Genomic DNA, 22967 nt, shown 5'->3' with positions numbered 1-22967 from the left:
GAGGCTCTCAGCAACTGACTTGAAAGTAACCTTACTCTCTAGTCAGTTACAGGCAACACCTGCTCCTCAGCCGTCCGCCACCGCCACGAACTCGGAGACCAGGACGTGCTGCGGCTCCTCGGAATCGTCGTACCCCGAGTACCGGATCACGGCGAACTGAAAGCCCGCCACCCCGTCGGCCCCACCGCTCTCCCCACCACCGGCGAGCACCTGTGCGCGCACGAATTCTCGCAGCAGGCGATAGACCGGCGAGACCATCACGTCACCGGCACCGCGAGAGGCGAGCACCCCCGCTTCGGTGCACGCATCGGACAGGGCCTTGTCGCGCCGGCGCTCGGGGAAGAAGACGGCGTGTCGCCAGGTCCTCGGCCGCGACGGGACGGTCTCGACCCAGTCCGTCACAGCACCGTCGGTCCCGCGGATGCGGTGCACGATGTGGAAGTCGTGCCGCGCGGGCTCGGGCGCGAAGAAGCGCCAGTTCGGGATGAGGATCCCGATCGGATCGAGTCGCCGAGCCCGGTCGAACATCTTGTTGGGATGCTGCGCCGACGCGGTCGCGAGCAGCGCCGCCGCGAGCCCCCACTCGACCGCCCGCGCCGCGGCGCCCCGCCGTCCGCCTGCCCCGTCACGCCGGAGCACGCCGACCTCCCACGGTCGTCTCCGCCGCGATGAAGTCCCGGATCGCGCCCGCGACGCGCACCGCGTGGTCACGGTCGTAGAGCAGGCCGTCGTGATCCGCTCCGTCGATCACGACGCGGCGCCACCGGGATCCGGCTGCGGCGTACTCGTCCTGGAGTTCGCGGTGGACGGGATCGTTCGCCTCGCTGATCCTCGCGGTGATCACCAGCCGGGGGACGTCGGTCGTCGGCTGCGCGCCACCGCATGCCTCGAAATCGGCTATCAGATCACGCCATTCGCGTCGCGCCGTGACCCATAGTCCGGGCTCCCGGAAGCGGTCCAGAGCGAGCGCGCGGACCTCGCGCGGCAGGCGGTCGAGCGCCGCGGGGCGCTGCGCGAGCGGACCGAGCCCCAGGCGCATCGACGCGAAGATGATGCCGAGCGCGGAGCCCAACCGGCGGGTGCCGGTGGCCTGCACCGTCGATCGGCGCAGCTGGCCGGGATGGCTCGCGTCGAGGAGGGTGACCCCGCCGACGGCCGGCCCCGCCAGGGCGGCCGCCCGGAGCGCGAGGTAGCCGCCGATCGAGTGCCCGACGAGGTGCACGGGCCGGCCGGCGCCGATCTCCCGCGCCAGGTCCGCAAGGCGCTCCACCTCCGCGGTCAGACCCGGTCCGGTGGGCGGCCGGGCGGCGCGATCGACGACGACCACGCGGTGATCGACGGCGAGATCGGCGACCACCCACTCCCATCCCTCCGGAACGGCACCGAGACCGTGCACCAGGATCACAGCGGGCGCGCCGGAATCGGTCGGCGCCCCGGCGAGCCGGTACCGCACCGCTCCGCCGCGGGTGGACAGCGTCCGTTCACCGCCACGGCCCGCGCGGACCCGGCGCCGCCGGCGGAGGTTCTCGACGGCGAGCACTGCCGCCCCGGCCCCGGCGGCCAGGGCGACGGTCCGCGGAAACGCATCGCTGCGCGGTGATCCGCCCGCATGGTCGCCGCCCGGCGCGAACCGCCGGTCGGTGGCGTACAGGAGCGGTGGGTACATCGAGGTGAAGGCCCAGAGGAACCGGCCCAGGCCCATCACCCGGGTGTTGGCGAGGTGGAAGACTCCCATGGCCAGGGCGAAGAAGGGCGCGGGACGCCCGCGGAACAGATGCGCGGCGGGAAAGAGGCACTCGCAGGCCAGAACGCCGCGCTCCAGTAGCGCCGTCGTTCGCGGATGGTCGTGAAACATCCTCCACGCCAGGGGATCCCCGTAGGTCTTGGTGCGTGTCACTTCGATCACCGCCCGGCCGGACCGCCACACCGGGCTGGTCAGTTTCACCCATCCCGATGCGCCGTAGGAGAGCGTGGCCTGGGCCGCCAGGTACCACAGACACGCATCCACCCACCGCGGATCCCGGCTGCGGACGCGCGCCAGGGCACAGGTCGCGGAGACGAGGAAGGAGACGTGATCGGCGCCGTCCGCGCCGAAGTGGTTGCGCGGCTGCATGACCGCGGAGGAGAGGGCCAGCGCGGCATCCGCCGCGCAGCGAACCCGCCCGGGCGAGCGCGAGAGCACGGCGGCCGACGCCGCGAGCCGGAGCACGTGCAGAGCGGTGGTGGCGGCGGGCCCGGAGACGGCGTCGATCGGCCGGCCCAGCAGCGGGGCGCGGGTGAGCAGGCCCTCGCGGTCGATGCTCCAGTCCGCGAGGCCGCCGGGGCGGCGGTCGATGTCGCGGGCGAGGTACTCGGCGGACGCGACCGCGTGGCACAGGGCCGCGAGCCGCTCGGCTCCGCCGAGCGCACCGTCGCGTCCGATCACCGGTCTTCTCAGTGGGTTTCGTGGCAAGCGAGAAGTCATATCGCGGACCGGGTGGGGGGGGGGAGGGAGAGGGGGGGGGGGAACAGCGGACGGAAAAGAGTAGTTGGGGGGGGTTTGGGGAGGGGGGAGGTGTAGTGTGGGGGGGGGGGTCGCGCCCCGCAGGACGCGGGGCGCGACCCTCAGCGCTCAGAACGCGCCGGCCGCCGCGGCGAAGTTGGCACCGCCGCCCATGCCCGCGACGTCGACGCCGCCACCACCGCCGGCCGCGAAGCCCACACTGGTCACGGGGGCGGTCGCGCCCACGTACGCCGGCTGATCCAGGTCCACGGGGGTCTCCGCCAGGACAGCGCTGCGGTTCACCTTCGAAATCATCTCGGTCATGAGAAATCCCTTCGTCTCCGCCGCCGAGCGGCGTCGTCGGATGTGGGGTGAACGCTCCCGTTCCGCTGCTCGAATTCGGGAACGGCGCGAACCTAACTCCGCCCGCCGACGAGCGTCAACGGGTCGGGCACGGGAAGGCATCCCGGCAGCGCCGCGACGGCCGCCGCCGCACCGCGCTCGAACTGGATGTTTTGCTTCGGCTTTACCTCTCCGGACGGTGACGGAGCACGGTTGCCCTATCCTCAACCCGGCATGTGCGTCAGGTCACTTGTCGGACCTCGGCGCGATACTGCCGCCATGAGCATGGACGTGCGGGCCGAGGCGTCGATCCTGCATGCCGACCTCGACTCCTTCTACGCCTCTGTGGAGCAGCGCGACCACCCCTGGCTGCGCGGCAGGCCCGTGCTCGTCGGCTCCGGCGTGGTCCTCGCCGCCAGCTACGAGGCGAAGGCCAAGGGGGTCCGCTCCCCCATGCCGCACCGCGAAGCGCTCGCCCTCGCACCGTTCGCGATCACCCAGCCGCCGCGCTTCGAGGCGTACCTGGAGGCCAGTCGCCGCGTCTTCGAGATCTTCCGGGACACCACCCCACTGGTCGAGGGCCTGTCGGTCGACGAGGCCTTCCTCGACGTGGGCGGCCTCCGCGCGATCAGTGGCACCCCGGTGCAGATCGCCGCGCGGCTGCGCGAGCGGGTGCGCGCCGAGGTCGGCCTGCCGATCACCGTCGGGGTGGCACGCAGCAAGTTCCTCGCCAAAGTGGCCAGTGCCGTGGGCAAGCCCGACGGCCTGCTGGAGGTTCCGCCCGGCAGGGAACTGCAGTTCCTGCACCCGCTGCCGGTCCGCCGGCTGTGGGGTGTGGGCCCGAAGACCGAGGCGCGCCTGCACGAGGTGGGGATCGCCACCGTCGGGCAGATCGCGGAGCTGGGCGAGCACCGGCTCGCCGCGTTCCTCGGGAGGGGCACCGCGCGACACCTGTACGCGCTGTCGATGGCGCACGATCCGCGCCGGATCGACACGGGTAGGCGCCGCAAGTCCATCGGAGCGCAGCGCGCCCTCGGCAGGCGGACGAAGTCGGAAGCCGAGATCGAGGCGACCGCGCTCGCGATCGTCGACCGCCTGGGCGAACGCCTGCGCGCGGCCGGGCGGGTCACGCGCACCGTCGAACTACGGCTGCGCTTCGACGATTTCGCCTCCGTCACCCGGTCCCGCTCGCTGCGCGAGCCCACCGATCACACGGAGGTCGTGCTCGCCACCGCGCGCGCCCTGCTCGACGATGCGATGCCGCTGATCCGCGAGCGCGGCTGCACGCTGATCGGGCTCTCGCTGGCGAACCTGGAGAACCACGGCGCGGTGCAGTTGGCCCTGCCCTTCGACGGCGGTGAGCACGACGCCGACCTCGACCTCGCGATGGACTCCCTGCGCAGCCGGTTCGGCCGCGCGGCCGTCACGCGGGGCTCCCTCCTGTACCGCCCGCTGGGCCCGGACGCGCCGATGCTCACCGAGCAGGACTAACGGGCGAGCCGCCACTTCGCGGCCTCGGCGCGCTCGGCCTCGGCCCTGCGCGCGAACTCCTCGCGAGCGAGACGGTGCTCCGGCGTGCGGCGAATCACCAGGTAGGCGGCGCCGACGATGAGGAACCAGATGGGCGTCACCAGCATGGCCTGCAGCGTGTCGGTCTCGCGGGTGAAGGCCCAGAGCAGGAACACGAAGAAGGCGAAGACGATCCACGGCATCACGGTGCCGAGCGGCATTCTGAAGGCGCTCTCCGCGTGCGCCTGCGGGCGCCGCGACCGGTAGACCAGGTAACTCGCGAGGATGATCGTCCAGACGAACATGAAGCACAGCGAGGAGACGGTGGTGACCACGGTGAAGCCCGCGGACTTGTCCAGGCCGAAGGCGAGCAGCACCACCGAGGACAGCATCATCACGGCCGTGAGGAAGAGGGCGTTCTGCGGCACCTTGCGGCCGGAGAGCCGGGCGAAGATCTTCGGGGCGTCCCCCTCGGTGGCAAGGCCGTAGACCATGCGCGAGGTGGAGTAGATGCCCGAGTTCGCCGACGACATGGCCGAGGTGAGCACGACCGCGTTGACGAGATGCGCCGCGGCGCCGAGGCCGGCGAGGGTGAAGAGCATGACGAAGGGCGACTCGTCCTTGGTGAACCGATCCCACGGCACGACGGACATGAGGATCACCAGCGAGCCGACGTAGAAGAGCAGGATCCGGATCGGGATCGCATTGATCGCGCGGGGCAGGTTCTTCTCGGGGTTCTTGGTCTCCGCCGCCGCGGTGCCCACCAGTTCGATGCCGACGAAGGCGAAGACCGCGATCTGGAAGCCCGCGACGAAGCCGGTGAAGCCCTGCGGGAAGACGCCCCCGTGCTCCCAGAGATTGGCCAGCGAGGCGCGGGCACCGTCGTGCTCGAAGCCGGTGATGATGAGGACCGCACCCACGATGATCAGCGCGACGATGGCGACGATCTTGATCATCGCGAACCAGAACTCGGTCTCGCCGAAGGCGCGGACCGTCGGCAGGTTGAGGCCGATGAGCAGCACGATCACCGCGACTGCGGGGATCCACGGCGGAATGTCCTCGGCCCAGAAGGTGATGTAGACCGAGGCGATGACGACGACGTCCGCCACGGCGGTGACCACCCAGCAGAACCAGTAGGTCCACCCGGTGAAGTGCGCGGCCCACGGACCGAGGAGGTCACCGGCGAAGTCCGAGAAATTTGCGGTAGCCCGTGCGGCTGAGCAGCAGCTCGCCCATCGCGCGCATCACGAAGTACAGCATGAAGCCGATCACCATGTACACGAGGATCACCGACGGTCCGGCGACCGAGATCGTCTTGCCGGAGCCCATGAACAGACCGGTGCCGATGGCGCCGCCGATCGCGATGAGCTGGATGTGCCGGTTGCTCAGGGCGCGGGTGAGGTGCTCACCCTCCTCCAGGTTCGACGGTGCCGTGGGCGAAGTGGTCATGAGAAGCGACACTAACGGATTCCGGTGAGTCGCGATTCACTCGGGGCGACGGTGCGAGGCGCTACCGCGCAGGGGCGAGGAAGGCCGCCAGCGCCGCCGCGTAGGAACCGACGTCCGCGGAACCCATGAGCTCGCGGGCGCTGTGCATGGCGAGCTGCGGGGCGCCCACATCCACGGTGGACAGGCCCGTACGGGCGGCGGTGATCGGGCCGATCGTCGAACCGCAGGGCAGGTCCGCGCGGTGCACGTAGCGCTGCAGCGGCACCCCCGCCTGCTCGGCCGCGATCGCGAAGACGGCCTCCCCCATCGCATCCGAGGCGTAGCGCAGGTTCTGGTTGACCTTGAGCACCGGCCCGCCGTTCACCGCGATGCGGTGCGCCGGCTCGTGCCGGTCCGGATAGTTCGGGTGGGTCGCGTGCGCCATGTCGCCCGACGCGCACACCGAGCGGCTCATGACGCGGAGGAAGTCGTCGCGGTCGCCGCCCGCGGCGAGCACGAGCCGCTCGAGCACCGTCAGGAGCAGGTCGGAGGCGGCGCCGCGCTCCGAGCCCGAGCCGACCTCCTCGTGATCGAACAGTGCGAGCACCGGCGTGACCCCGTCGACCGCGGGCGCGGCGAGCAGCGCCTCGGTGCCGGCGTAGCAGGTGCCCTGGTTGTCGAGCCGGGGCGCCGAGAGCAGGTCGCCGTCGACGCCCACGACGCGGCTCGGCGCGAGGTCGTGGATCATCAGCTCCCAGCCGAGGACCCGCGCCGGGTCGACGCCCGCCGCGGCGGCGACGTCGTCCAGGAAGGGCTCCTTCGCGCCCACGCCGCGGACCGCGTTGACGTGCCGCTGCGGATCCAGTTCGACGCCCTTGCGGTTCTCGGAGAGGTGGATGGCGAGCTGCGGCACGCGGAGCACCGGCTCGTCGATGCGGACCAGGACGGTCTCGGCACCGTCGGCGCCGCGGACCGCGAGCCTGCCGGAGATCCCGAGGTCCCGGTCGAGCCAGGAGTTGAGCCAGGCCCCGCCGTAGGGCTCGAGCCCGACCAGCGCGAGCCCGGCGGATTCGAGGTCGGGGTGCTGCTTGACCCGCAGGTTCGGGCTGTCGGTGTGCCCGCCGACGATGCGGAAGGCGCCGCTCGTGCCGAAGCCACCCGTGTCGAAGGCGACGATCGAGCCGCCGCGGATCACGTAGTGCGTGCCCGCCGCCGGCCAGCGATCACCCTCGGCGAGCTCGGTGTACCCGGCGGCGCGCAGGCGGGCCGCGACCGTCGCCACCACGTGGAAGGGCGACGGCGAGGCGTCGACGAAGGCGCAGAGTCCGTCCGCCGTCGCTCCCGTCAGGCCCGCCATCAGGCCGAGAGCACCGCGTCCAGCGCGGAGTAGAAGATGCCCAGTCCGTCGTCCGACGGCCCGGTGAGCGCCTCGGTGGCGTGCTCCGGGTGCGGCATGAGGCCGACGACGCGGCCGTCGGCCGAGGCGATGCCCGCGATGCCGCGCATGGCGCCGTTCGGGTTGCCGGCGGCGTAGCGGAAGGCCACGCGGCCCTCGCCCTCGAGCTCGTCGAGGGTGCGCTCGTCGGCGACGTAGCGGCCCTCGCCCGACTTGAGGGGCACCAGGATCTCGGCACCCGGCTCGTAGCGGGAGGTCCAGGCGGTGTTCGTGGCCTCGACGCGCAGCCACTCGTCGCGGCAGATGAAGTGCAGGCCCTCGTTGCGCACCAGCGCGCCGGGGAGCAGGCCCGCCTCGCAGAGGATCTGGAAGCCGTTGCAGATGCCGAGCACCGGCATGCCCCTGCCCGCGGCCTCGATGACCTCGGTCATCACGGGCGCGAGGGAGGCGATGGCGCCGGCGCGTAGGTAGTCGCCGTAGGAGAAGCCGCCGGGCACGACCACCGCGTCGACGCCCTGCAGGTCGTGGTCCTTGTGCCAGAGCGAGACGGCTTCGCCGCCCGCCCGCTCCACCGCGCGCGCCGCGTCGACGTCGTCGAGCGTGCCGGGGAAGGTGATGACGCCGACCCGCGTCATGCGTTCACCCGCGTGATGGTGAAGTCCTCGATGACCGTGTTCGTCAGCACGTCGGCCGCGATCTGCTCGAGCTGCTCGTCGCTGAGATCGCCCTCGACCTCGAGCTCGAACCGCTTGCCCTGCCGCACATCCGCGACACCCGCGAAGCCGAGGCGGTCGAGCGCGCCGACGATCGCCTTCCCCTGCGGGTCCAGGATCTCGGCCTTCGGCATCACGTCCACCACAATCCGTGCCACGTTGCGGCTCCCTCTCGATTCGACCGCGCGCTCGGGTGTCGATCGCGCTTCCACGGGTAGTTTACGTGCGCGCACGACCGGACGGCCGAGCACGTCGTAACAACCACCCTGGCCCGCCGGAAAAGGGCGATACTGGGGGCATGCGACTCACCCACTACCGCCATTCCTGCGTCCTCGTGGAGATGTCCGAGACCCGGGTCCTGTTCGACCCGGGCACCTTCTCCCGGGGCTTCGAGAGCCTGACCGGGCTGGACGCGATCGTCGTCACCCACCAGCATCCCGATCACATCGATCCCGACCGGATCGGCGCCCTGATCGACGCGAATCCCGAGGCCCAGCTCTTCGCCGACCCCACCACCGCGGCCGCGCGCGGCGGCCGATGGATCGCGGCGGTCCCCGGCCACGACTACGGCATCGGCAACCTCATCGCCCGCGCGGTCGGCGGGGAGCACGCCGTCATCCACCCCGACATCCCGACCATCGACAACACCTCGATCCTGCTCGGCGACGAGGAGCGGATCGGCCGCTTCTTCCACCCTGGCGACGCCCTCTTCGTCCCGGACGTCGCCGTCGACGTGCTGGGCCTGCCGGTGAACGCCCCCTGGTGCCGGATCAGCGAGACGATCGACTTCTTCCGGGCCGTCCGGCCCGCTCACGCGGTCCCGATCCACGACGCCCTGCTCACCCCGGAGGGCGCGGGGGTCTATCTCGGCCGGCTCGCGGACATGCGGCCCGACGGTGCCGAGTTCGTGCGGTGGGGAGCCGAGGACACCGTCGCGATCTGATCCGGCGTCACCTGTCCCCTCCCGCGTTCCCCGTTCGTCTTCTTGACGAGAACATCCCCGGACTGAAAAGGAACGCCATGAAATACGCAGTGCTCATCTACCCGAAGCCCGGCAGCCACCAGGCCCTGCCCGCCGAGGAGTACCGCCACGTGAACGCGGCCTATCTCGCCCTCCGGGACGACCCGCGCTGCCTGGGCGGCGCCCACCTGCAGCCGGCCGAGACCGCGACGACGCTGCGTCCCGGACAGGCCGAGCCGCTGATCACCGACGGCCCGTTCGCGGACACCCGCGAGGTGCTCGGCGGGTACTACGTCATCGAGGCGGCCGATCTCGACGACGCGCTGGAGTTCGCCGGGCGGGTGCCCGCGATCGGGCTGGGCGGGTCGGTCGAGGTCCGGCCTCTCGTGGCCACCCCCGTCGAGGACGCGTTCTGATCGAGGACGTCTTCCGGCGCGAGTGGGGCCGGGTACTCGCCTCCCTGATCGGCCTCCTCGGCGACTTCGACCTCGCCGAGGAGGCCGCACAGGACGCCTTCGCGATCGCAGCCGAGCGCTGGCCGCGCGACGGGACGCCCGCGAACCCCACCGCGTGGCTCGTGGCCACCGGGCGCAATCGTGCGATAGACCGCCTGCGGCGCGAGCGGACACTGGCGGGCAAGCAGCGCCTCCTCCTCGACGATCGGACCGGGGTGCACATGGACGAGGTCGATCTGGACGCCGGGGGTATCGCCGACGAGCGGCTGGAGCTGATCTTCACCTGCTGCCACCCCGCGCTCGCGACCGAGGCGCAGGTGGCGCTGACGCTGCGCGCGCTCGGCGGCCTCACCACGGCGGAGATCGCCCGGGCGTTCCTGGTCGCGGAGGAGACGATGAAGCGGCGGATCAGCCGGGCGAAGGCCAAGGTCCGGGCGGCCGCGATCCCCTTCGCGGTGCCCGCCGACCACCTGCTCCCCGGCCGGCTCGCCGCTGTCCTGTCGGTGATCTACCTGATCTTCACCGAGGGCTACTCCGACCGTGCGGACCTGGCCGCCGAGGCCGTCCGGCTCGGTCGTCTCCTCGCCCTGCTCATGCCCGACGAGCCCGAGGTGTCCGGGCTGCTGGCGCTCATGCTGCTCCAGGAATCCCGGCGTGCGGCCCGGGTGGTCGACGGTGAGCTGGTACCGCTGGCCGAGCAGGATCGGCGGCGGCACGACCGGCAGATGGTCGCCGAAGGACGCGCGGCGCTCGATCGGGCGATGACTCTGCGCCCGGCGGGCGGGCCCTACATCCTCCAGGCCGCGATCGCGTCGCTGCAGGCGGAGGAGCGGATCGACTGGCACGAGGTCGAGGCACTGTACGGGGCCCTGGAAGAGATCACCCGGTCACCCGTGGTGACTCTCAACCGCGCGGTCGCCGTCGCCGAGAGCGGGGAGACCGAGCGGGCGCTCGGCATCGTCGACGCACTGACTCTCGACGGCTACCGCTACACGCACTCCACCCGCGCCGAACTGCTTCGCAGGCTGGGCCGGACCCCCGAGGCGCGGGCCGCGTACGAACGTGCGCTGCTGCTGGCGGTCACCGAGCCGGAACGCCGCTTCCTCTCCCGCCGGCTCCGCGAGACGACCGGCTGAGACGGCGCGCCGAGACGGTCCGGCGCTACGCCGGGACGAGCGTCTTCGCGCGATGGCCGTACGCCCGCGGGACCGCGTCGTGCAGCAGCGCCAGATCCACCGCGTCGAGCAGGGTGCGGGTGACCGTCGAGGACTCGAGGCGCCGGGCGTCGACGGCCAGGCGGAGGGTGCCGCCCCGTCGGGCGATGCGATTGGCCTGCGCCAACAGGGCCCGGCACCACCAGGGCTCGCTGAGGAAGCCGTCGCCGATGCCGAGCACGCGGGCCTTCTCCTCCGCGCCCGTGCGGAGATCGGTGATCGCGGTGTAGCCGAGGTGGACCCGGAAGCCCGCTGCGGGCAACGCGAGCACGGCGCCGGTGGAGGCGTTCCAGTGCGGCGCGGCGAAGACGCGGGTGCGCAGCCCGGCCTTCTCCAGCACCCGGTCGGCGGCGGCGAGGCGCAGCTTCGCCTCGTGCGCGCCGAGGGTGGAGAACTCGGCGCGGCGGCGCTTCGTCGCGGCCTGGTCGTAGCCGTGCAGCACGATCGCGTCGCCGCCGGCGCGGCGCTCCCGCAGAAAGGCCTGGGTCGACGGGTCGTCGACCAGCCGGTACCCACCCTTGAGCCGGGGCGCCACCAGCAGCGAGACCGGCACGCCGCGCGCGTCCATCTGGGCCGTGAACCGCTCGGCGGCCCCGCGCGTGGCATCGGAGAGGGCGGAGACGGAGACGTACAGCGGCGAACTCATGTCCGCAGTGTGCGCGCCCGAGGTGTCCCGCGCGGGGACGCCGGGTTGCGTGTCGCTGAACGCCGCGATCAGGCCGGGAGAACCGCCTCGATCGCGCCGACCACCTCGTCGGACTCCGGCTCGGTACGGGGGCGGAAGCGCTGCACCGTGGCGTGATCCGGGGCGACGAGGAACTTCTCGAAGTTCCACTGGACGTCCCCCGCCTCACCCTCCGCGTCGGCGGTCTTGGTCAGCTCGGCGTAGAGCGGATGCCGGTTCTCACCGTTGACCTCCGTCTTCTCCAGCAGCGGGAAGGTGATGCCGTAGTTGGTGGAGCAGAAGGCGGCGATCTCCTCCGCCGTACCGGGCTCCTGCCCCTTGAACTGGTTGCACGGGACGCCGAGCACCGTCAGACCGCGGTCGGCGTACCGGGTCGCGAGGGCCTCCAGGCCCGTGTACTGCGGGGTCAGGCCGCACTTGCTGGCGACGTTGACGACGAGGACGGCGCGTCCCGCGTAGTCGGCGAGGGAGGTGGGGGCACCGTCGAGCGTGCTGAGGGCGATGGCATCGAGAGCGGTCATGGGCACGACCCTACGCCGGGATGTAACGCAGGACACATCATTCTCGTTTGCGCAATGGTTGCGTCAGAGTTACCGTTTTGGGGTGCAAGCAACTCCCGGGGACGTGACTCCCGAGGCCCTCACCGAGGTCTTCGGGGAGTTCATGGGCCGTCTCATGTGCAATGTCACACAGGAGAGCCTGGGCACGATGCTGTCCTCCGACATCACCGCGCACCAGTTCCACATCCTGCTGCAGCTCGCGGCCAGCGAGGCGCCACTCCCGATCAACCGGCTCGCCGATGACCTGGGACTCTCCGTCGCCGCCACGGGACGGAACGTGGAGAAACTCGTCCAGCTCGAGATGGTGGACCGCCGCGAGGACGCCTCGGACCGCCGGATCAAGAACCTGACGATCACCGACCTCGGGCGAAAAACGGTTGCGTCCGCGGTCAGCGACAAGCACCGTGAGGTGCTGGGGTTCGCGGAACGGCTGCCGACCGAGCTCCGCACCCGCCTGCACGACGTGATGGTCGAGATCCTCGACGAGGGCCTGATCCCTCCGAACCCCTTCTTCACCGCAATGAAAGAGAACGCATGAGTACCGAGAACACGCTCGACAAGAGCGAGATCCCGCACGCGGGTGAGGGCCTCGACCGCCGCGTCCTGATGGTCGCCGGTGTGGTCGTGCTGGGCGCGATCATGTCGATCCTCGACATGACGATCGTCGCCGTGGCGCAGAACACCTTCCAGTCGCAGTGGAACGCGACGCCGGCCACCGTCGCCTGGACGATCACCGGGTACACGCTGGCCCTGGCCGCCGTGATCCCGCTGACCGGCTGGGCCGCTGACCGGTTCGGCACCAAGCGGCTGTACATGATCGCGACCAGCCTGTTCGTGCTGGGCTCGGTCCTGTGCGCCACGGCCGGCGGCGTCACCGAGCTGATCGTCTTCCGCGTCCTCCAGGGTCTCGGCGGCGGCATGCTGATGCCGCTGGGCATGATGATCCTCACGCGCGCAGCGGGTCCCGAGCGGATCGGCCGCGTCATGGCCGTGCTCGGCATCCCGATGCTGCTCGGCCCCATCGGCGGCCCGATCCTCGGTGGCTGGCTGATCGAGTCGTTCTCGTGGCACTGGATCTTCCTGATCAACCTGCCCATCGGCGTGCTCGCGATCGTCTACGCCTGGTTCGTCCTGCCCAAGGACGAGCCCGTCGCGGGCCAGTCCTTCGACCTCGTCGGCTTCCTGCTGCTCTCGCCCGGCCTCGCGCTGTTCCTGTTCGGCGTCTCCTCGATCCCCGAGGCGCAGCACGATTCGTCGCTGTACGGCCAGCGGGTCATCCCGACGACCATCGTGGGCCTCGTGCTGATCGTCGCGTTCGTGTTCTGGGCGCTGCGCGCCAAGCTGCCGCTGCTGGATCTGCGACTGTTCAAGAACCGGAACATGACGGTCGCCATGATCACCTTCGCCATGTTCGCCATCGCCTTCTTCGGCAGCTCGATCCTGTACGCGCAGTACTTCATCGGTATCCGCGGCGAGACCACCCTCATGGCCGGCCTACTGCTCGCGCCGCAGGGCCTGGGCGCCATGATGACGATGCCGATCGCCGGTGTGCTCACCGACAAGATGGGTCCCGGCAAGTTCGTGATGACCGGCCTCGGCCTGATCACGCTGGGCATGGTGGCGTTCACGCAGCTCACCGCCGACACCCCGTACTGGATCCTGCTCGGCTCCCTGCTGGTCCAGGGCCTGGGCATGGGTATGACGATGATGCCGACCATGTCCGCGGCGATCCGCACCCTCGCGCCCGAATCGATCTCGCGGGGCTCGACGCTGACCAATATCGTGCAGCAGATCTCCGCGTCGATCGGTACCGCGATCTTCTCGGTGCTGTTCACCAACTGGCTGACCAACGCCGGCCCGTCGATGCCGACGCCGCAGGGCGAGGCCCACACCGGTGCCCTGGCCTTCGCTCTCAACTCGAGCCCGACCGCGCGCGAGGGCGGCATCGCGATGTTCCAGGGCGAGAGCGGCTTCGGCAAGTTCCTGCACGAGAACCTGCCGTTCGCGGCGGAGGCCTTCGGGAACACCTACTTCGTGGCCGCGATCCTGGTGGCGCTGTGCATCATCCCGGCGTTCTTCCTGCCGCGCACCCATGCCGCCGACACGGAGGCCGCGGAGCGCCAGATGGTCATGCCGCACTGATGCCCCGTCCCCGATGACAGATCCGGCCCGGTCCCACCAGGACCGGGCCGGATCGTCGTATCCCGCCACCGCCCGCACGCCGCGCAACCGCTCCAGGACGGCGATCCGGGTTCTACTCTTACTGCCATGGCGAACCCGGCGTCCCTCGAGCACATCCGCACGGCGGAGACCTACTCGGCGCACAACTACCACCCGCTCCCGGTGGTGCTCGCCGAGGGCGAGGGCGCCTGGGTCACGGACGTGGACGGCAACCGCTACCTGGACGCGCTCGCGGGATACTCCGCGCTGAACTTCGGGCACCGTCACCCCCGCCTGGTGGCGGCCGCCGCCGAACAGCTGGGCAGGATCACCCTGACCAGCCGCGCCTTCCACAACGACCGGTACGCCGCTTTCGCACAGTCGCTCGCCGGGCTGACGCGCAAGGACAAGATCCTGCCGATGAACTCCGGGGCCGAGGCCGTCGAGACGGCGATCAAGCTGGCCCGCCGCTGGGGTTCCGAGGTCCGCGGCATCGACCGGCCCGAGATCATCGTGATGGACGGCAACTTCCACGGTCGCACGACCACGGTGATCAGCTTCTCCGACGACCCCGTCGCGCACGACCACTACGGGCCCTACACGCCCGGCTTCGTCCGGGTGAAGTTCGGCTCCGCCGCCGCGGTCGAGGAGGCGATCACGGACCGGACCGTCGCGGTGCTCTTCGAGCCGATCCAGGGCGAGGCGGGTGTGCTGATCCCGCCCGACGGCTTCCTGCGCGAGCTGCGCGCGCTGTGCACCGCGCGCGGCATCCTGATGCTGGCCGACGAGATCCAATCCGGCCTGGCCCGGACGGGCCGCACCTTCGCCTGCGACCACGAGGACGTGACACCGGACGTCTGGATCCTCGGCAAGGCGCTCGGCGGCGGCATCGTGCCGCTCTCCGCGGTCGCCGCGAACGACGACGTCATGGGCGTCATCACGCCCGGCAGCCACGGCTCGACCTTCGGCGGCAATCCCCTGGCCTGCGCGATCGGCACGGAGGTCGTCGCCCTGCTCGCGACCGGCGAGTTCCAGCGCCGCGCCGCCGAGCTGGGTGCGCGTCTCGCCGGCCACCTGTCGACGGTGCCCGGCCTCACCGGCGTCCGCAGCCGCGGGCTCTGGGCCAGCCTCGACGTCGATCCCGGCCTGATGACCGGGCGTGAGCTGTGCGAGCGGCTGCTCCGTTCGGGCGTGCTCGCCAAGGAGACCCACGGATCCACGATCCGGCTGGCGCCGCCGCTGGTGATCGACGACGCGGACGTCGACCTGCTGGCCGAGACCGTCGCGACCTGCCTGCCCCGGGCCTGACCGAACCCATCGAGAGGAATGACCCCATGCAGCAGGTGAGTCTGATCGGCGCTCCCACCGACATCGGCGCCTCGACCGTCGGTGCGCGGCTCGGACCGCAGGCGCTGCGCATCGCGGGACTGGTGCCGACGCTGGAGCACTTCGGCTGCGCGGTGCGCGACTGCGGCGACCTCGCGGGCCCCGAGAACCCGCAGCAGGCCCCCGTCGACGGCTACCGGCACCTCCCCGAGGTGGCCGAATGGAACCGCACGCTCTTTCAGGCGGTCTCGGCGGAACTCGCCGACGGGCGCCTGCCCCTCGTACTGGGCGGAGACCACTGCCTGGCGATCGGCTCCATCACCGCCGTCGCCGACCACTGCCGGCGCACCGGCAAGAAGCTGCGGGTGATCTGGGTCGACGCGCACGCCGACTTCAACACCGCCGAGCTGACCCCCTCCGGGAACATCCACGGCATGCCCGTCGCCTGCCTGACCGGCCACGGGCCCGACGCGCTGACCCGGATCGGGGAGCACTTCCCCGCGATCACGCCGGACGAGATCAAGCAGATCGGGCTGCGCAGCGTCGACGAGGGCGAGAAGACCTTCCTGTTCGAGCAGGGCGTCGAGGTCTTCGACATGCGCTACCTGGACGAGTTCGGCGTCCGCGAGACCGTGCGGCGTGCGCTGGCGGGGGTCGACGAGAACACCCACCTGCACCTGTCGCTCGACCTGGACTTCGTCGACCCCGAGGTCGCGCCCGGCGTCGGCACGCCCGTCCGCGGCGGCCCCACCTACCGCGAGGCGCAACTGTGCATGGAGCTGCTGGCCGACACCGGGCTGCTCGCCTCCATCGACCTGGTGGAGCTGAACCCGGCGCTGGACGTGCGGAACACCACCGCGGAACTCGCGACCGACCTGCTCGAGTCGCTCTTCGGCAAGAGCACACTGCTGCGCGTCAGATAAAGGACTTCAGCCATGCCCACTCTCTCTCAGCAGCTGCTCCGGCGGAAGCCGATCGCGCGCCCCGAAGGCGAGGTGACGCTGGAGCGCACCATCGGCCTGTTCCAGCTGACCCTGATCGGCGTCGGCGCCACCGTCGGCACCGGCGTCTTCTTCATCATGTCCGAGGCGGTGCCCATCGCCGGCCCGGCGGTCATCATCTCCTTCGTGATCGCGGGCATCGTCGCCGGCCTCACCGCGCTGTGTTACGCGGAACTCGCCGGCGCGGTGCCCGTCTCCGGCTCCACCTACTCCTACGCCTACGTGACGATGGGCGAGGGCACGGCGATGGCGGTCGCCGCCTGCCTGCTGCTGGAGTACGGCGTGTCCACGGCCGCCGTCGCGGTCGGCTGGTCGCAGTACGTGAACCAGCTGCTCACCAACCTGTTCCACGTCACGCTGCCCTCCGCCATCGCGAACGCCCCCGAGGAGGGCGGCATCGTCAACCTGCCCGCCGTCATCCTCATCGCGCTGTGCGCCGTTCTCCTGATCCGCGGCACCAGCGAGTCCGTGACGGTGAACGCGATCATGGTCTGCATCAAGATCACCGTGCTGCTGTTCTTCATCGGCGTCGGCATCACCGGCTGGAACGCCGACCACTTCGCGAACTTCGCGCCGGAGGGGATCGTGGGGGTGTTCGGCGGGGCCGGCGTCATCTTCTTCTCGTTCATCGGCCTGGACGCGGTGTCCACGGCGGGCGACGAGGCGAAGAATCCCAAACGCAATCTGCCGCTGGCGATCATCGCCGCACTGTTCGTCGTGATCGCTCTCTACGTGGCCACGGCGGCCGTCGCGATCGGGGCGCAGGAGCCCAGCAGGTTCGCAGGGCAGGAGGCGGGCCTGTCGGCCATCCTGGAGGACATCATCGGCTCGTCGTGGCCCGGCACCGTGGTCGCCGTCGGCGCCTTCCTGTCGATCTTCAGCGTGACGCTGGTGGTGATGTACGGGCAGACCCGGATCCTGTTCGCGATGGCCCGTGACGGCATGATCTCCCCGGTGTTCGCGAAGGTCGACCCGCGCACCATGACCCCGGTCCGCAACACCGTGATCGTCGGCGTCGTCACCGGGATCCTGGCCGGTGTGGTGCCGATCAACTTCCTCGCGGAGTTGACCAGCGTCGGCACCCTGGTCGCCTTCTCGGTGGTGGCCGTGGGCGTGATGATCCTGCGCCACCGCAACCCCGACATGGAGCGGGGCTTCCGGGTGCCCCTCTACCCGGTGACCCCGATCCTCGCGCTGCTCGGGTGCGGCGCGATCATCTTCGAACTCAAGCCGATCACCATCGGCGTCTTCCTGGTCTGGACGCTGGTGTTCATGGCCTTCTACATCGCGTACGGCCGCCGCCGTTCGGTCCTGGAGACCGGCCGACCGGTCCTCGCGGAGGGCGCCCCGACCCTGAAGGAGCACTGACATGCCGCTGCTCGTCGGCGTCGATCCCGGCCGGTCCTCGGCCCCCGCGCTGCATCTGGCCGCCATGCTGGCCCGGTCCGCCGGAACCGACCTGGTGGTCGCGGTGATCATCGGCCGCTCGTGGCTGCCGTCGATGGCCAGGATCGATCAGGAATGGCAGGACCACACCCGCGCCGTCGCCGACGCCGCGCTCGAATCCGCGCGCACCGTCCTCGGCGACGGTGCCCGCGCGAGTTACGTGGTGCACGAGGCGACCTCGACCAGGCGCGGCCTCGCCGAGCTCGCCGAGCGGCACGACTGCGAACTGATCGTGATCGGATCCGCCGCCGACGGACCGGCCGCGCGGACCTCGCTCGGCTCGGTCTCGAACGCCCTCTTGCACGCGTCGACGGTGCCGGTCGCGATCGCGCCCGCCGGCTTCACCGCCCCGCCCGACGCCACCGTCGATCGGGTCACCGCGGCGTACGGCGGTTCCGATGCCGGTGCGGACCTGGTGGTCGGGGCCGCGGCCGTGACCGCCCAGGTCGGCGCCACCCTGCGCATCGCCGCCTTCGCGGTGCGCCCGGACGCGGATTTCGCGCTCCGCTCCGGCGCCGGGGGACGATCGGAGGATCCGGTTCTCGCCGAATGGGCGCAGGAGATCCGCACGCGCGCGGAGGCGGTGCTCGCCGATGTGGCGGCGCTGCCGGACAGCCCGCGGATCACGGACACCGTGGTGGGGATCGGCGATACCTGGGCCGAGGCGCTCACCGCGATCGCGTGGGCGGACCGGGACGTGCTGGTGGTCGGCTCGTCGGCCCTCGCCCCCGTCGCCCGGGTCTTCCTCGGCTCGCACGCGACCAAGGTGGTCCGCAACTCCCCCGTCCCGGCGATCGTGGTGCCGCGCCGCGCCCTGGGCTGACCGGGCGCGGGCCGGTCGGGGGCCCGGGACCGATCAGGCGAGGTGGGTCAGCACCCAGGCGTATTCGAAGGCGGTCTCCCGCCACTTCGCGTACCGCCCACTGACCCCGGCGTGCCCGGCGACCATCTCCGTCTTGAGCAGGATCTGCTCGCCGGTGGTGGTGTGCTCCAACAGCTTCGCGACCCACTTCGCCGGCTCGGTGGGCAGCACCCGGGTGTCGTTGAGCGAGGTGGTCACGAGGATCGCCGGGTACGGCTTCGCGGCGACGTTCTCGTATGGCGAGTAGTCCCGCATGTAGCGGTACACCTCGGCGCTCTCCAGCGGGTTCCCCCACTCGTCCCACTCCCCCACCGTGAGCGGCAGGCTCGGATCGAGGATCGAGGTGAGCGGGTCCACGAAAGGGACGTCGGCGACGATGCCGGAGAACAGCTCCGGCGCCAGGTTCGCCACCGCGCCGACGAGCAGGCCGCCGGCGCTGCCGCCCATCGCGACCAGCCGCTGCGGCTCCGCCCGCCCGGTGGCCACGAGATGCCGTGCGACGTCGACGAAGTCGGTGAACGTGTTCCGCTTCTCCAGCTGCTTGCCGTGGTCGTACCAGGCGCGGCCCATCTCGCCGCCGCCGCGCACGTGCGCCACGACGAAGGCCACGCCGCGGTCCAGCAACGAGAGCCGGGCGACGGAGAACCACGGGTCCAGGGTCGCCTCGTAGGAGCCGTAGCCGTACAGCAGGGTCGGGGCAGCGCCCTCCCCTATGCCCTTGCGGCGCACCACGGACACGGGGATCTCCGCCCCGTCGCCGGCGGTCACCCAGATCCGCTCGGCGGTGTACAGCGAGGCGTCGTAGCCGGGCACGTTCGCGCGCTTGAGCACCGTCTGCTCCCCCGTGACGGGGTCGAGCTCGAGGACGGTGCCCGGCGTCACGAAGGACTCGTACGCCAGGCGCAGCCGCGGCGCATCCCACTCGGGGTTGGCGGCGGGGCCCAGGTTCACGAGCTCCTCGCCCGGATCCCACTCGGCGAACTCCGGTGCGGCCGTGGCCTCGGCCAGCGCGAGCCGGGGAAGGCCGCCCCGTCGGTACCCGAGGGCGAGCCGTCGGGCGTAGGCGTCCACGTACTCCAGGCGCACGTCGTCGCTGTGCGGGACAAGCACCGTCCAGTCCTCCGGCGCGTCGACGGGGGCCGAGGCGAGCTCGAAGTTGATGCCGGTGCGGTTGTGCAGGAACAGGAACCGGTCCTCACCCTCAAGCACCGCGTGCTCCACGGAGTACTCGACGTCCTCCTCGCGCGGGCGCAGGACGCGGAACTCACCCGTCGGGTCCGTCGCGTCGAGCACCCAGGTCTCGGAGCTCAGCGTCGACGAAGCGGCGATCATCAGGTACTTCTCGCTGCGCGTGAGCCCGATGCCGACGCCGAAGCGTTGATCCGTCTCGTGGAAGACGCGCACGTCCGCGGCGGCGGCGCCGATCTCGTGCCGCCAGATGCTGTCGGCGCGCCAGGCGTCGTCGACGGTGGTGTAGAACAGGTGCCGGCCGTCCGGGGCCCAGGTGGCACCGTAGAAGACGCCCTCGACGGTGTCGGACAGCAGCTCACCGGTCGCGATGTCCTTGACCCGCAGCGTGAACCGTTCGTCGCCGGTGGTGTCGAGGGAGAAGGCGAGCAGGGCACCGTCGGGCGAGACGGCGGCGGCGCCGACGGCGATGTACTCGTGCCCCTCGGCCTCCTGATTGAGGTCGAGCAGCACCTGCTCACCGGGCAGGGGTTCGTCGGAGAGGACCGGCGGGCTCCAGTCGTCCGGTCCTGCGATCGGTGCGCGACAGTGGATCCCGTACTGCTTGCCCTCGACGGTGCGCGCGAAGTACCAGAACTCGCCGCGGCGCTGCGGGACCGACATGTCGGTCTCCTGCGTGTGCGCCTTGATCTCGCCGAAGATCGCCTCGCGCAAGGGCTCGTGGCCGGCGGTGGCGGACTCGGTGTACGCGTTGTGGGCGCGCAGGTAGTCGAGGACCTCCTCGTCGTCCTTGTCGGCGAGCCAGGCGTAGTCGTCGATCACGGTGTCGCCGTGGAAGGTGCGCGCCGACGGCACCTTCTTCGCGACGGGTTGCACGGCGTCCGTCATGCGGCCCCGCCCGGCCAGTCCGCGAAGCTCAGGCCCGAGATGCGTTCGTACGCCTCGATGTAGCGGGCGCGGGTACGCGCCACCACCTCGTCGGGGAGGGGCGGCGGCGGGGTGCCGGCATCGGTGGACCAGCCGGATTCCCGGGTGAGCCAGTCCCGGACGATCTGCTTGTCGAAGCTGGGCAGCGCCTTCCCCGGCTCGTACAGCGCACCGTCCCAGTACCGGGAGGAGTCGGGCGTGAGCACCTCGTCGGCGAGGAGGAGGTCACCGTCGGAGCTGCGTCCGAACTCGAACTTGGTGTCCGCGAGGATGATCCCCCGCTCACGTGCGATGTCGGCGCCGCGGGCGTAGACGTCGAGGGTGAGGTCCCGCAGACGCGTCGCGAGCTCGAGGCCGTGCTCCTCGGCGACCCGCTCGAAGGAGACGTTCTCGTCGTGATCGCCGACGGCCGCCTTGGTGGCCGGTGTGAAGATCGGCGGGTCGATCCGGCTGCCGTCGACCAGGCCGGGCGGCAGCGGCACGCCGCACACCTGCCCGTTCGCGCGGTACTCCTTGAGGCCGGAGCCCGTGAGGTAGCCGCGGGCCACACACTCCACCGGCACCATGTCGAGGCGGCGGGTGACCAGCGCGCGGCCGAGCACCGACTCGGGGATCCGCGGATCGTCGGCGGGGCCGGCCAGGTGGTTCGGCACGCCGAGCGCGTCGAAGTAGAACACCGACATCGCCGTGAGCACGCGCCCCTTGTCCGGGATCGGCGTGTCCAGGATGTAGTCGTAGGCGCTGATCCGGTCGCTCGCAACGAGCAGCAGGTGCTCGGCGTCGACCTCGTACAGCTCGCGGACCTTGCCCGAGTAGATCGGCGTGTATTCGCTCAGTTCAGGACGCACTCCGCCACCCTATCGCCCCGTCAGAGGATGGGGGCGGGGGTGTAGCCGGCGGCGTCGGGGTGCTTGGCGACGAGCGCCTCGACGTCGGCGACGACCTGGGCCACCTGGGCCTCCGCGGCGCCGGTGAAGGCGGCTCGGTCCGCCAGCGCCTCGTCCAGCTCCGCGCGGGACAGGCCGAGCCGGGAATCGCCGGCGAGGCGGTCGAGGAGATCGGGCTCGCGGCCCTCCTCCCGCATGGCCAGGGCCACTGCGACGGCGTGCTCCTTGATCGCCTCGTGCGCGACCTCGCGGCCCACACCCTTGCGCACCGCCGCCATGAGCACGCGCGTGGTGGCGAGGAAGGGCAGGTAGCGGTTCAGCTCGTTCTCGATCACCGCCGGGTAGGCGCCGAACTCGTCGAGCACCGTCAGGAAGGTCTCGAAGAGTCCGTCGATCGCGAAGAAGGAGTCGGGCAGGGCCACGCGGCGGATGACGGAGCAGAAGACATCGCCCTCGTTCCACTGCGAGCCCGCCATCTCCGCGGCCATCGAGCCGTAACCGCGCAGGATCACGGTGAGGCCGTTGACCCGCTCGCACGAGCGGGTGTTCATCTTGTGCGGCATCGCGGAGCTGCCCACCTGGCCCGGCTGGAAGCCCTCGGTGACCAGCTCGTGCCCGGCCATGAGCCGGATCGTCGTGGCCATCGACGACGGTCCCGCCGCCACCTGGACCAGCGCGCTCACCACGTCGTGATCGAGCGAGCGCGGGTACACCTGGCCCACCGACACGAAGGACTCGGAGAAGCCCAGGTGCTCGGCGACGCGCGACTCCAGCTCGGCGAGCTTGCCGGCGTCGCCGCCGAGGAGGTCGAGCATGTCCTGGGAGGTACCCATCGGGCCCTTGATCCCGCGCAGCGGGTAGCGGCCGATGAGGTCCTCGAGCCGGGCGATCGCCACCAGCAGCTCGTTGGCGGCCGACGCGAAGCGCTTGCCCAGCGTGGTGGCCTGCGCCGCGACGTTGTGCGAGCGCCCCGCCATCACGACCGACGAGTACTGCGCCGCCCGCTCCGCGAGCCGCGCCGCCACGGCGACGGCGTGGTCGCGGACGTACTCCAGCGACCGGAGCACCTGCAGCTGCTCGACGTTCTCCGTCAGGTCGCGCGAGGTCATGCCCTTGTGGATCTGCTCGAAGCCGGCGAGGTCGCTGAACTCCTCGATCCGCGCCTTCACGTCGTGCCGGGTGATCCGCTCGCGCTCCGCGATCGACGCGAGATCGACCTGGTCGACGACCTTCTCGTAGGCCTCGACGGCACCGTCGGGCACGTCGATCCCGAGGTCGCGCTGCGCCTTGAGGACGGCGATCCACAGCTGCCGCTCCAGCACGATCTTGTACTCGGGCGACCACAGCTCGCGCATGCGCGGGCTGGCGTAGCGGTTGGCGAGGACATCGGGGATGCGGGGAGTGCTCACCCTCGGATTCTCTCAT

General features: G+C 71.1%; 21 protein-coding genes and 1 pseudogene. 10 read left to right on the top strand and 12 right to left on the bottom strand.

The features are described from left to right. Positions 1-66 precede the first annotated feature (66 nt). The 3 genes from AC21LY_RS04540 to AC21LY_RS04530 form a co-directional block, all read right to left on the bottom strand. Positions 67-639, bottom strand: coding sequence for a hypothetical protein (locus AC21LY_RS04540; protein ID WP_489045128.1), 573 nt, complete (start codon positions 637-639; stop codon positions 67-69). Continuing rightward, positions 626-2425 carry an alpha/beta fold hydrolase gene (locus tag AC21LY_RS04535; RefSeq protein WP_489045127.1) on the bottom strand — a complete coding sequence of 600 codons (1800 nt, stop codon included), beginning with the start codon at positions 2423-2425 and terminating at the stop codon, positions 626-628. The genes AC21LY_RS04540 and AC21LY_RS04535 overlap by 14 nt, the downstream gene beginning before the upstream one ends. Before the next feature lie 186 nt (positions 2426-2611). Further along, a complete protein-coding gene (locus AC21LY_RS04530) occupies positions 2612-2806 on the bottom strand; it encodes a hypothetical protein (RefSeq protein WP_489045126.1) in 195 nt (64 codons plus the stop codon). 297 nt (positions 2807-3103) lie between these two features. Here AC21LY_RS04530 and dinB point away from each other — a divergent pair, with 297 nt between their 5' ends. Next, positions 3104-4315, top strand: coding sequence for a DNA polymerase IV (dinB, locus tag AC21LY_RS04525; protein ID WP_489045125.1), 1212 nt, complete (start codon positions 3104-3106; stop codon positions 4313-4315). Here the strand turns inward: dinB and AC21LY_RS04520 are convergent. The 4 genes and pseudogenes from AC21LY_RS04520 to purS all read right to left on the bottom strand — a co-directional run bounded on the left by AC21LY_RS04520 (position 4312) and on the right by purS (position 8028). After that, positions 4312-5782: pseudogene (locus tag AC21LY_RS04520) on the bottom strand (amino acid permease). The gene dinB and the pseudogene AC21LY_RS04520 overlap by 4 nt on opposite strands. 61 nt (positions 5783-5843) lie before the next feature. Beyond that, on the bottom strand, positions 5844-7118 hold the full coding sequence (locus tag AC21LY_RS04515; RefSeq protein WP_489045124.1) for a M18 family aminopeptidase: 1275 nt from the start codon (positions 7116-7118) through the stop codon (positions 5844-5846). Next, the gene (purQ, locus tag AC21LY_RS04510) at positions 7118-7792 is read right to left on the bottom strand and encodes a phosphoribosylformylglycinamidine synthase subunit PurQ (RefSeq protein WP_489045123.1); all 675 of its coding nucleotides are present in this window, start codon (positions 7790-7792) and stop codon (positions 7118-7120) included. The genes AC21LY_RS04515 and purQ overlap by 1 nt, the downstream gene beginning before the upstream one ends. Next, a complete protein-coding gene (gene purS / locus AC21LY_RS04505) occupies positions 7789-8028 on the bottom strand; it encodes a phosphoribosylformylglycinamidine synthase subunit PurS (RefSeq protein WP_489045122.1) in 240 nt (79 codons plus the stop codon). The genes purQ and purS overlap by 4 nt, the downstream gene beginning before the upstream one ends. Before the next feature lie 140 nt (positions 8029-8168). Here purS and AC21LY_RS04500 point away from each other — a divergent pair, with 140 nt between their 5' ends. From AC21LY_RS04500 to AC21LY_RS04490, 3 genes are all read left to right on the top strand, one after another. After that, on the top strand, positions 8169-8813 hold the full coding sequence (locus AC21LY_RS04500) for an MBL fold metallo-hydrolase (RefSeq protein ID WP_489045121.1): 645 nt from the start codon (positions 8169-8171) through the stop codon (positions 8811-8813). Between the two features lie 77 nt (positions 8814-8890). Further along, the gene (locus AC21LY_RS04495) at positions 8891-9247 is read left to right on the top strand and encodes a YciI family protein (RefSeq protein ID WP_489045120.1); all 357 of its coding nucleotides are present in this window, start codon (positions 8891-8893) and stop codon (positions 9245-9247) included. Further along, positions 9244-10422, top strand: coding sequence for an RNA polymerase sigma factor (locus AC21LY_RS04490; protein WP_489045427.1), 1179 nt, complete (start codon positions 9244-9246; stop codon positions 10420-10422). The genes AC21LY_RS04495 and AC21LY_RS04490 overlap by 4 nt, the downstream gene beginning before the upstream one ends. 25 nt (positions 10423-10447) lie before the next feature. Here the strand turns inward: AC21LY_RS04490 and AC21LY_RS04485 are convergent, their stop codons facing one another. Beyond that, positions 10448-11146: a DUF2334 domain-containing protein gene (locus AC21LY_RS04485; protein ID WP_489045119.1), complete on the bottom strand. Its 699-nt coding sequence runs from the start codon at positions 11144-11146 to the stop codon at positions 10448-10450. A 68-nt stretch (positions 11147-11214) separates the two neighbouring features. Further along, complete coding sequence (locus AC21LY_RS04480) at positions 11215-11706, bottom strand: glutathione peroxidase (RefSeq protein ID WP_489045118.1); 492 nt, start codon at positions 11704-11706, stop codon at positions 11215-11217. An 82-nt stretch (positions 11707-11788) separates the two neighbouring features. Here AC21LY_RS04480 and AC21LY_RS04475 point away from each other — a divergent pair, with 82 nt between their 5' ends. From AC21LY_RS04475 to AC21LY_RS04450, 6 genes are all read left to right on the top strand, one after another. Then, positions 11789-12283, top strand: coding sequence for a MarR family winged helix-turn-helix transcriptional regulator (locus tag AC21LY_RS04475; RefSeq protein ID WP_489045117.1), 495 nt, complete (start codon positions 11789-11791; stop codon positions 12281-12283). Continuing rightward, a complete protein-coding gene (locus AC21LY_RS04470; RefSeq protein ID WP_489045116.1) occupies positions 12280-13887 on the top strand; it encodes a DHA2 family efflux MFS transporter permease subunit in 1608 nt (535 codons plus the stop codon). The genes AC21LY_RS04475 and AC21LY_RS04470 overlap by 4 nt, the downstream gene beginning before the upstream one ends. A 126-nt stretch (positions 13888-14013) precedes the next feature. Next, positions 14014-15213, top strand: a complete 1200-nt coding sequence (gene rocD / locus AC21LY_RS04465; RefSeq protein ID WP_489045115.1) for an ornithine--oxo-acid transaminase — start codon at positions 14014-14016, stop codon at positions 15211-15213. 26 nt (positions 15214-15239) lie between these two features. After that, positions 15240-16154, top strand: a complete 915-nt coding sequence (gene rocF / locus AC21LY_RS04460; protein ID WP_489045114.1) for an arginase — start codon at positions 15240-15242, stop codon at positions 16152-16154. Positions 16155-16166: 12 nt separating this feature from the next. Continuing rightward, positions 16167-17600, top strand: a complete 1434-nt coding sequence (locus AC21LY_RS04455) for an amino acid permease (protein WP_489045113.1) — start codon at positions 16167-16169, stop codon at positions 17598-17600. 1 nt (position 17601) lies between these two features. After that, a complete protein-coding gene (locus AC21LY_RS04450; RefSeq protein WP_489045112.1) occupies positions 17602-18501 on the top strand; it encodes a universal stress protein in 900 nt (299 codons plus the stop codon). Between the two features lie 33 nt (positions 18502-18534). Here the strand turns inward: AC21LY_RS04450 and AC21LY_RS04445 are convergent, their stop codons facing one another. Genes AC21LY_RS04445 through purB form a run of 3 tightly spaced genes read right to left on the bottom strand, consistent with a single transcriptional unit; the run spans position 18535 to position 22951 of the window. Continuing rightward, positions 18535-20616 (bottom strand): S9 family peptidase, encoded by a 2082-nt coding sequence (locus tag AC21LY_RS04445; protein ID WP_489045111.1) that lies wholly within the window; start codon positions 20614-20616, stop codon positions 18535-18537. Continuing rightward, positions 20613-21503 carry a phosphoribosylaminoimidazolesuccinocarboxamide synthase gene (locus AC21LY_RS04440; RefSeq protein ID WP_489045110.1) on the bottom strand — a complete coding sequence of 297 codons (891 nt, stop codon included), beginning with the start codon at positions 21501-21503 and terminating at the stop codon, positions 20613-20615. Before AC21LY_RS04440 ends, AC21LY_RS04445 begins: the two co-directional genes overlap by 4 nt. Positions 21504-21523: 20 nt before the next feature. Further along, complete coding sequence (purB, locus tag AC21LY_RS04435; protein ID WP_489045109.1) at positions 21524-22951, bottom strand: adenylosuccinate lyase; 1428 nt, start codon at positions 22949-22951, stop codon at positions 21524-21526. Positions 22952-22967: the final 16 nt, after the last annotated feature.

The sequence above is a fragment of the Tsukamurella sp. II2bb genome, assembly GCF_057815145.1.
Note: the sequence above shows the minus strand (reverse complement) of the source record. Positions and strands in the feature narration are given on the sequence as shown.

Bases quoted from the DNA above. Each gene is read 5' to 3' on its own strand.
- AC21LY_RS04530 (WP_489045126.1), bottom strand. From the start codon at position 2,806: ATGACCGAGATGATTTCGAAGGTGAACCGCAGCGCTGTCCTGGCGGAG.
- dinB (WP_489045125.1), top strand. From the start codon at position 3,104: ATGAGCATGGACGTGCGGGCCGAGGCGTCGATCCTGCATGCCGACCTC.
- AC21LY_RS04515 (WP_489045124.1), bottom strand. From the start codon at position 7,118: ATGGCGGGCCTGACGGGAGCGACGGCGGACGGACTCTGCGCCTTCGTC.
- purQ (WP_489045123.1), bottom strand. From the start codon at position 7,792: ATGACGCGGGTCGGCGTCATCACCTTCCCCGGCACGCTCGACGACGTC.
- AC21LY_RS04500 (WP_489045121.1), top strand. From the start codon at position 8,169: ATGCGACTCACCCACTACCGCCATTCCTGCGTCCTCGTGGAGATGTCC.
- AC21LY_RS04495 (WP_489045120.1), top strand. From the start codon at position 8,891: ATGAAATACGCAGTGCTCATCTACCCGAAGCCCGGCAGCCACCAGGCC.
- AC21LY_RS04485 (WP_489045119.1), bottom strand. From the start codon at position 11,146: ATGAGTTCGCCGCTGTACGTCTCCGTCTCCGCCCTCTCCGATGCCACG.
- AC21LY_RS04480 (WP_489045118.1), bottom strand. From the start codon at position 11,706: ATGACCGCTCTCGATGCCATCGCCCTCAGCACGCTCGACGGTGCCCCC.
- AC21LY_RS04470 (WP_489045116.1), top strand. From the start codon at position 12,280: ATGAGTACCGAGAACACGCTCGACAAGAGCGAGATCCCGCACGCGGGT.
- rocD (WP_489045115.1), top strand. From the start codon at position 14,014: ATGGCGAACCCGGCGTCCCTCGAGCACATCCGCACGGCGGAGACCTAC.
- rocF (WP_489045114.1), top strand. From the start codon at position 15,240: ATGCAGCAGGTGAGTCTGATCGGCGCTCCCACCGACATCGGCGCCTCG.
- AC21LY_RS04455 (WP_489045113.1), top strand. From the start codon at position 16,167: ATGCCCACTCTCTCTCAGCAGCTGCTCCGGCGGAAGCCGATCGCGCGC.
- AC21LY_RS04450 (WP_489045112.1), top strand. From the start codon at position 17,602: ATGCCGCTGCTCGTCGGCGTCGATCCCGGCCGGTCCTCGGCCCCCGCG.
- AC21LY_RS04445 (WP_489045111.1), bottom strand. From the start codon at position 20,616: ATGACGGACGCCGTGCAACCCGTCGCGAAGAAGGTGCCGTCGGCGCGC.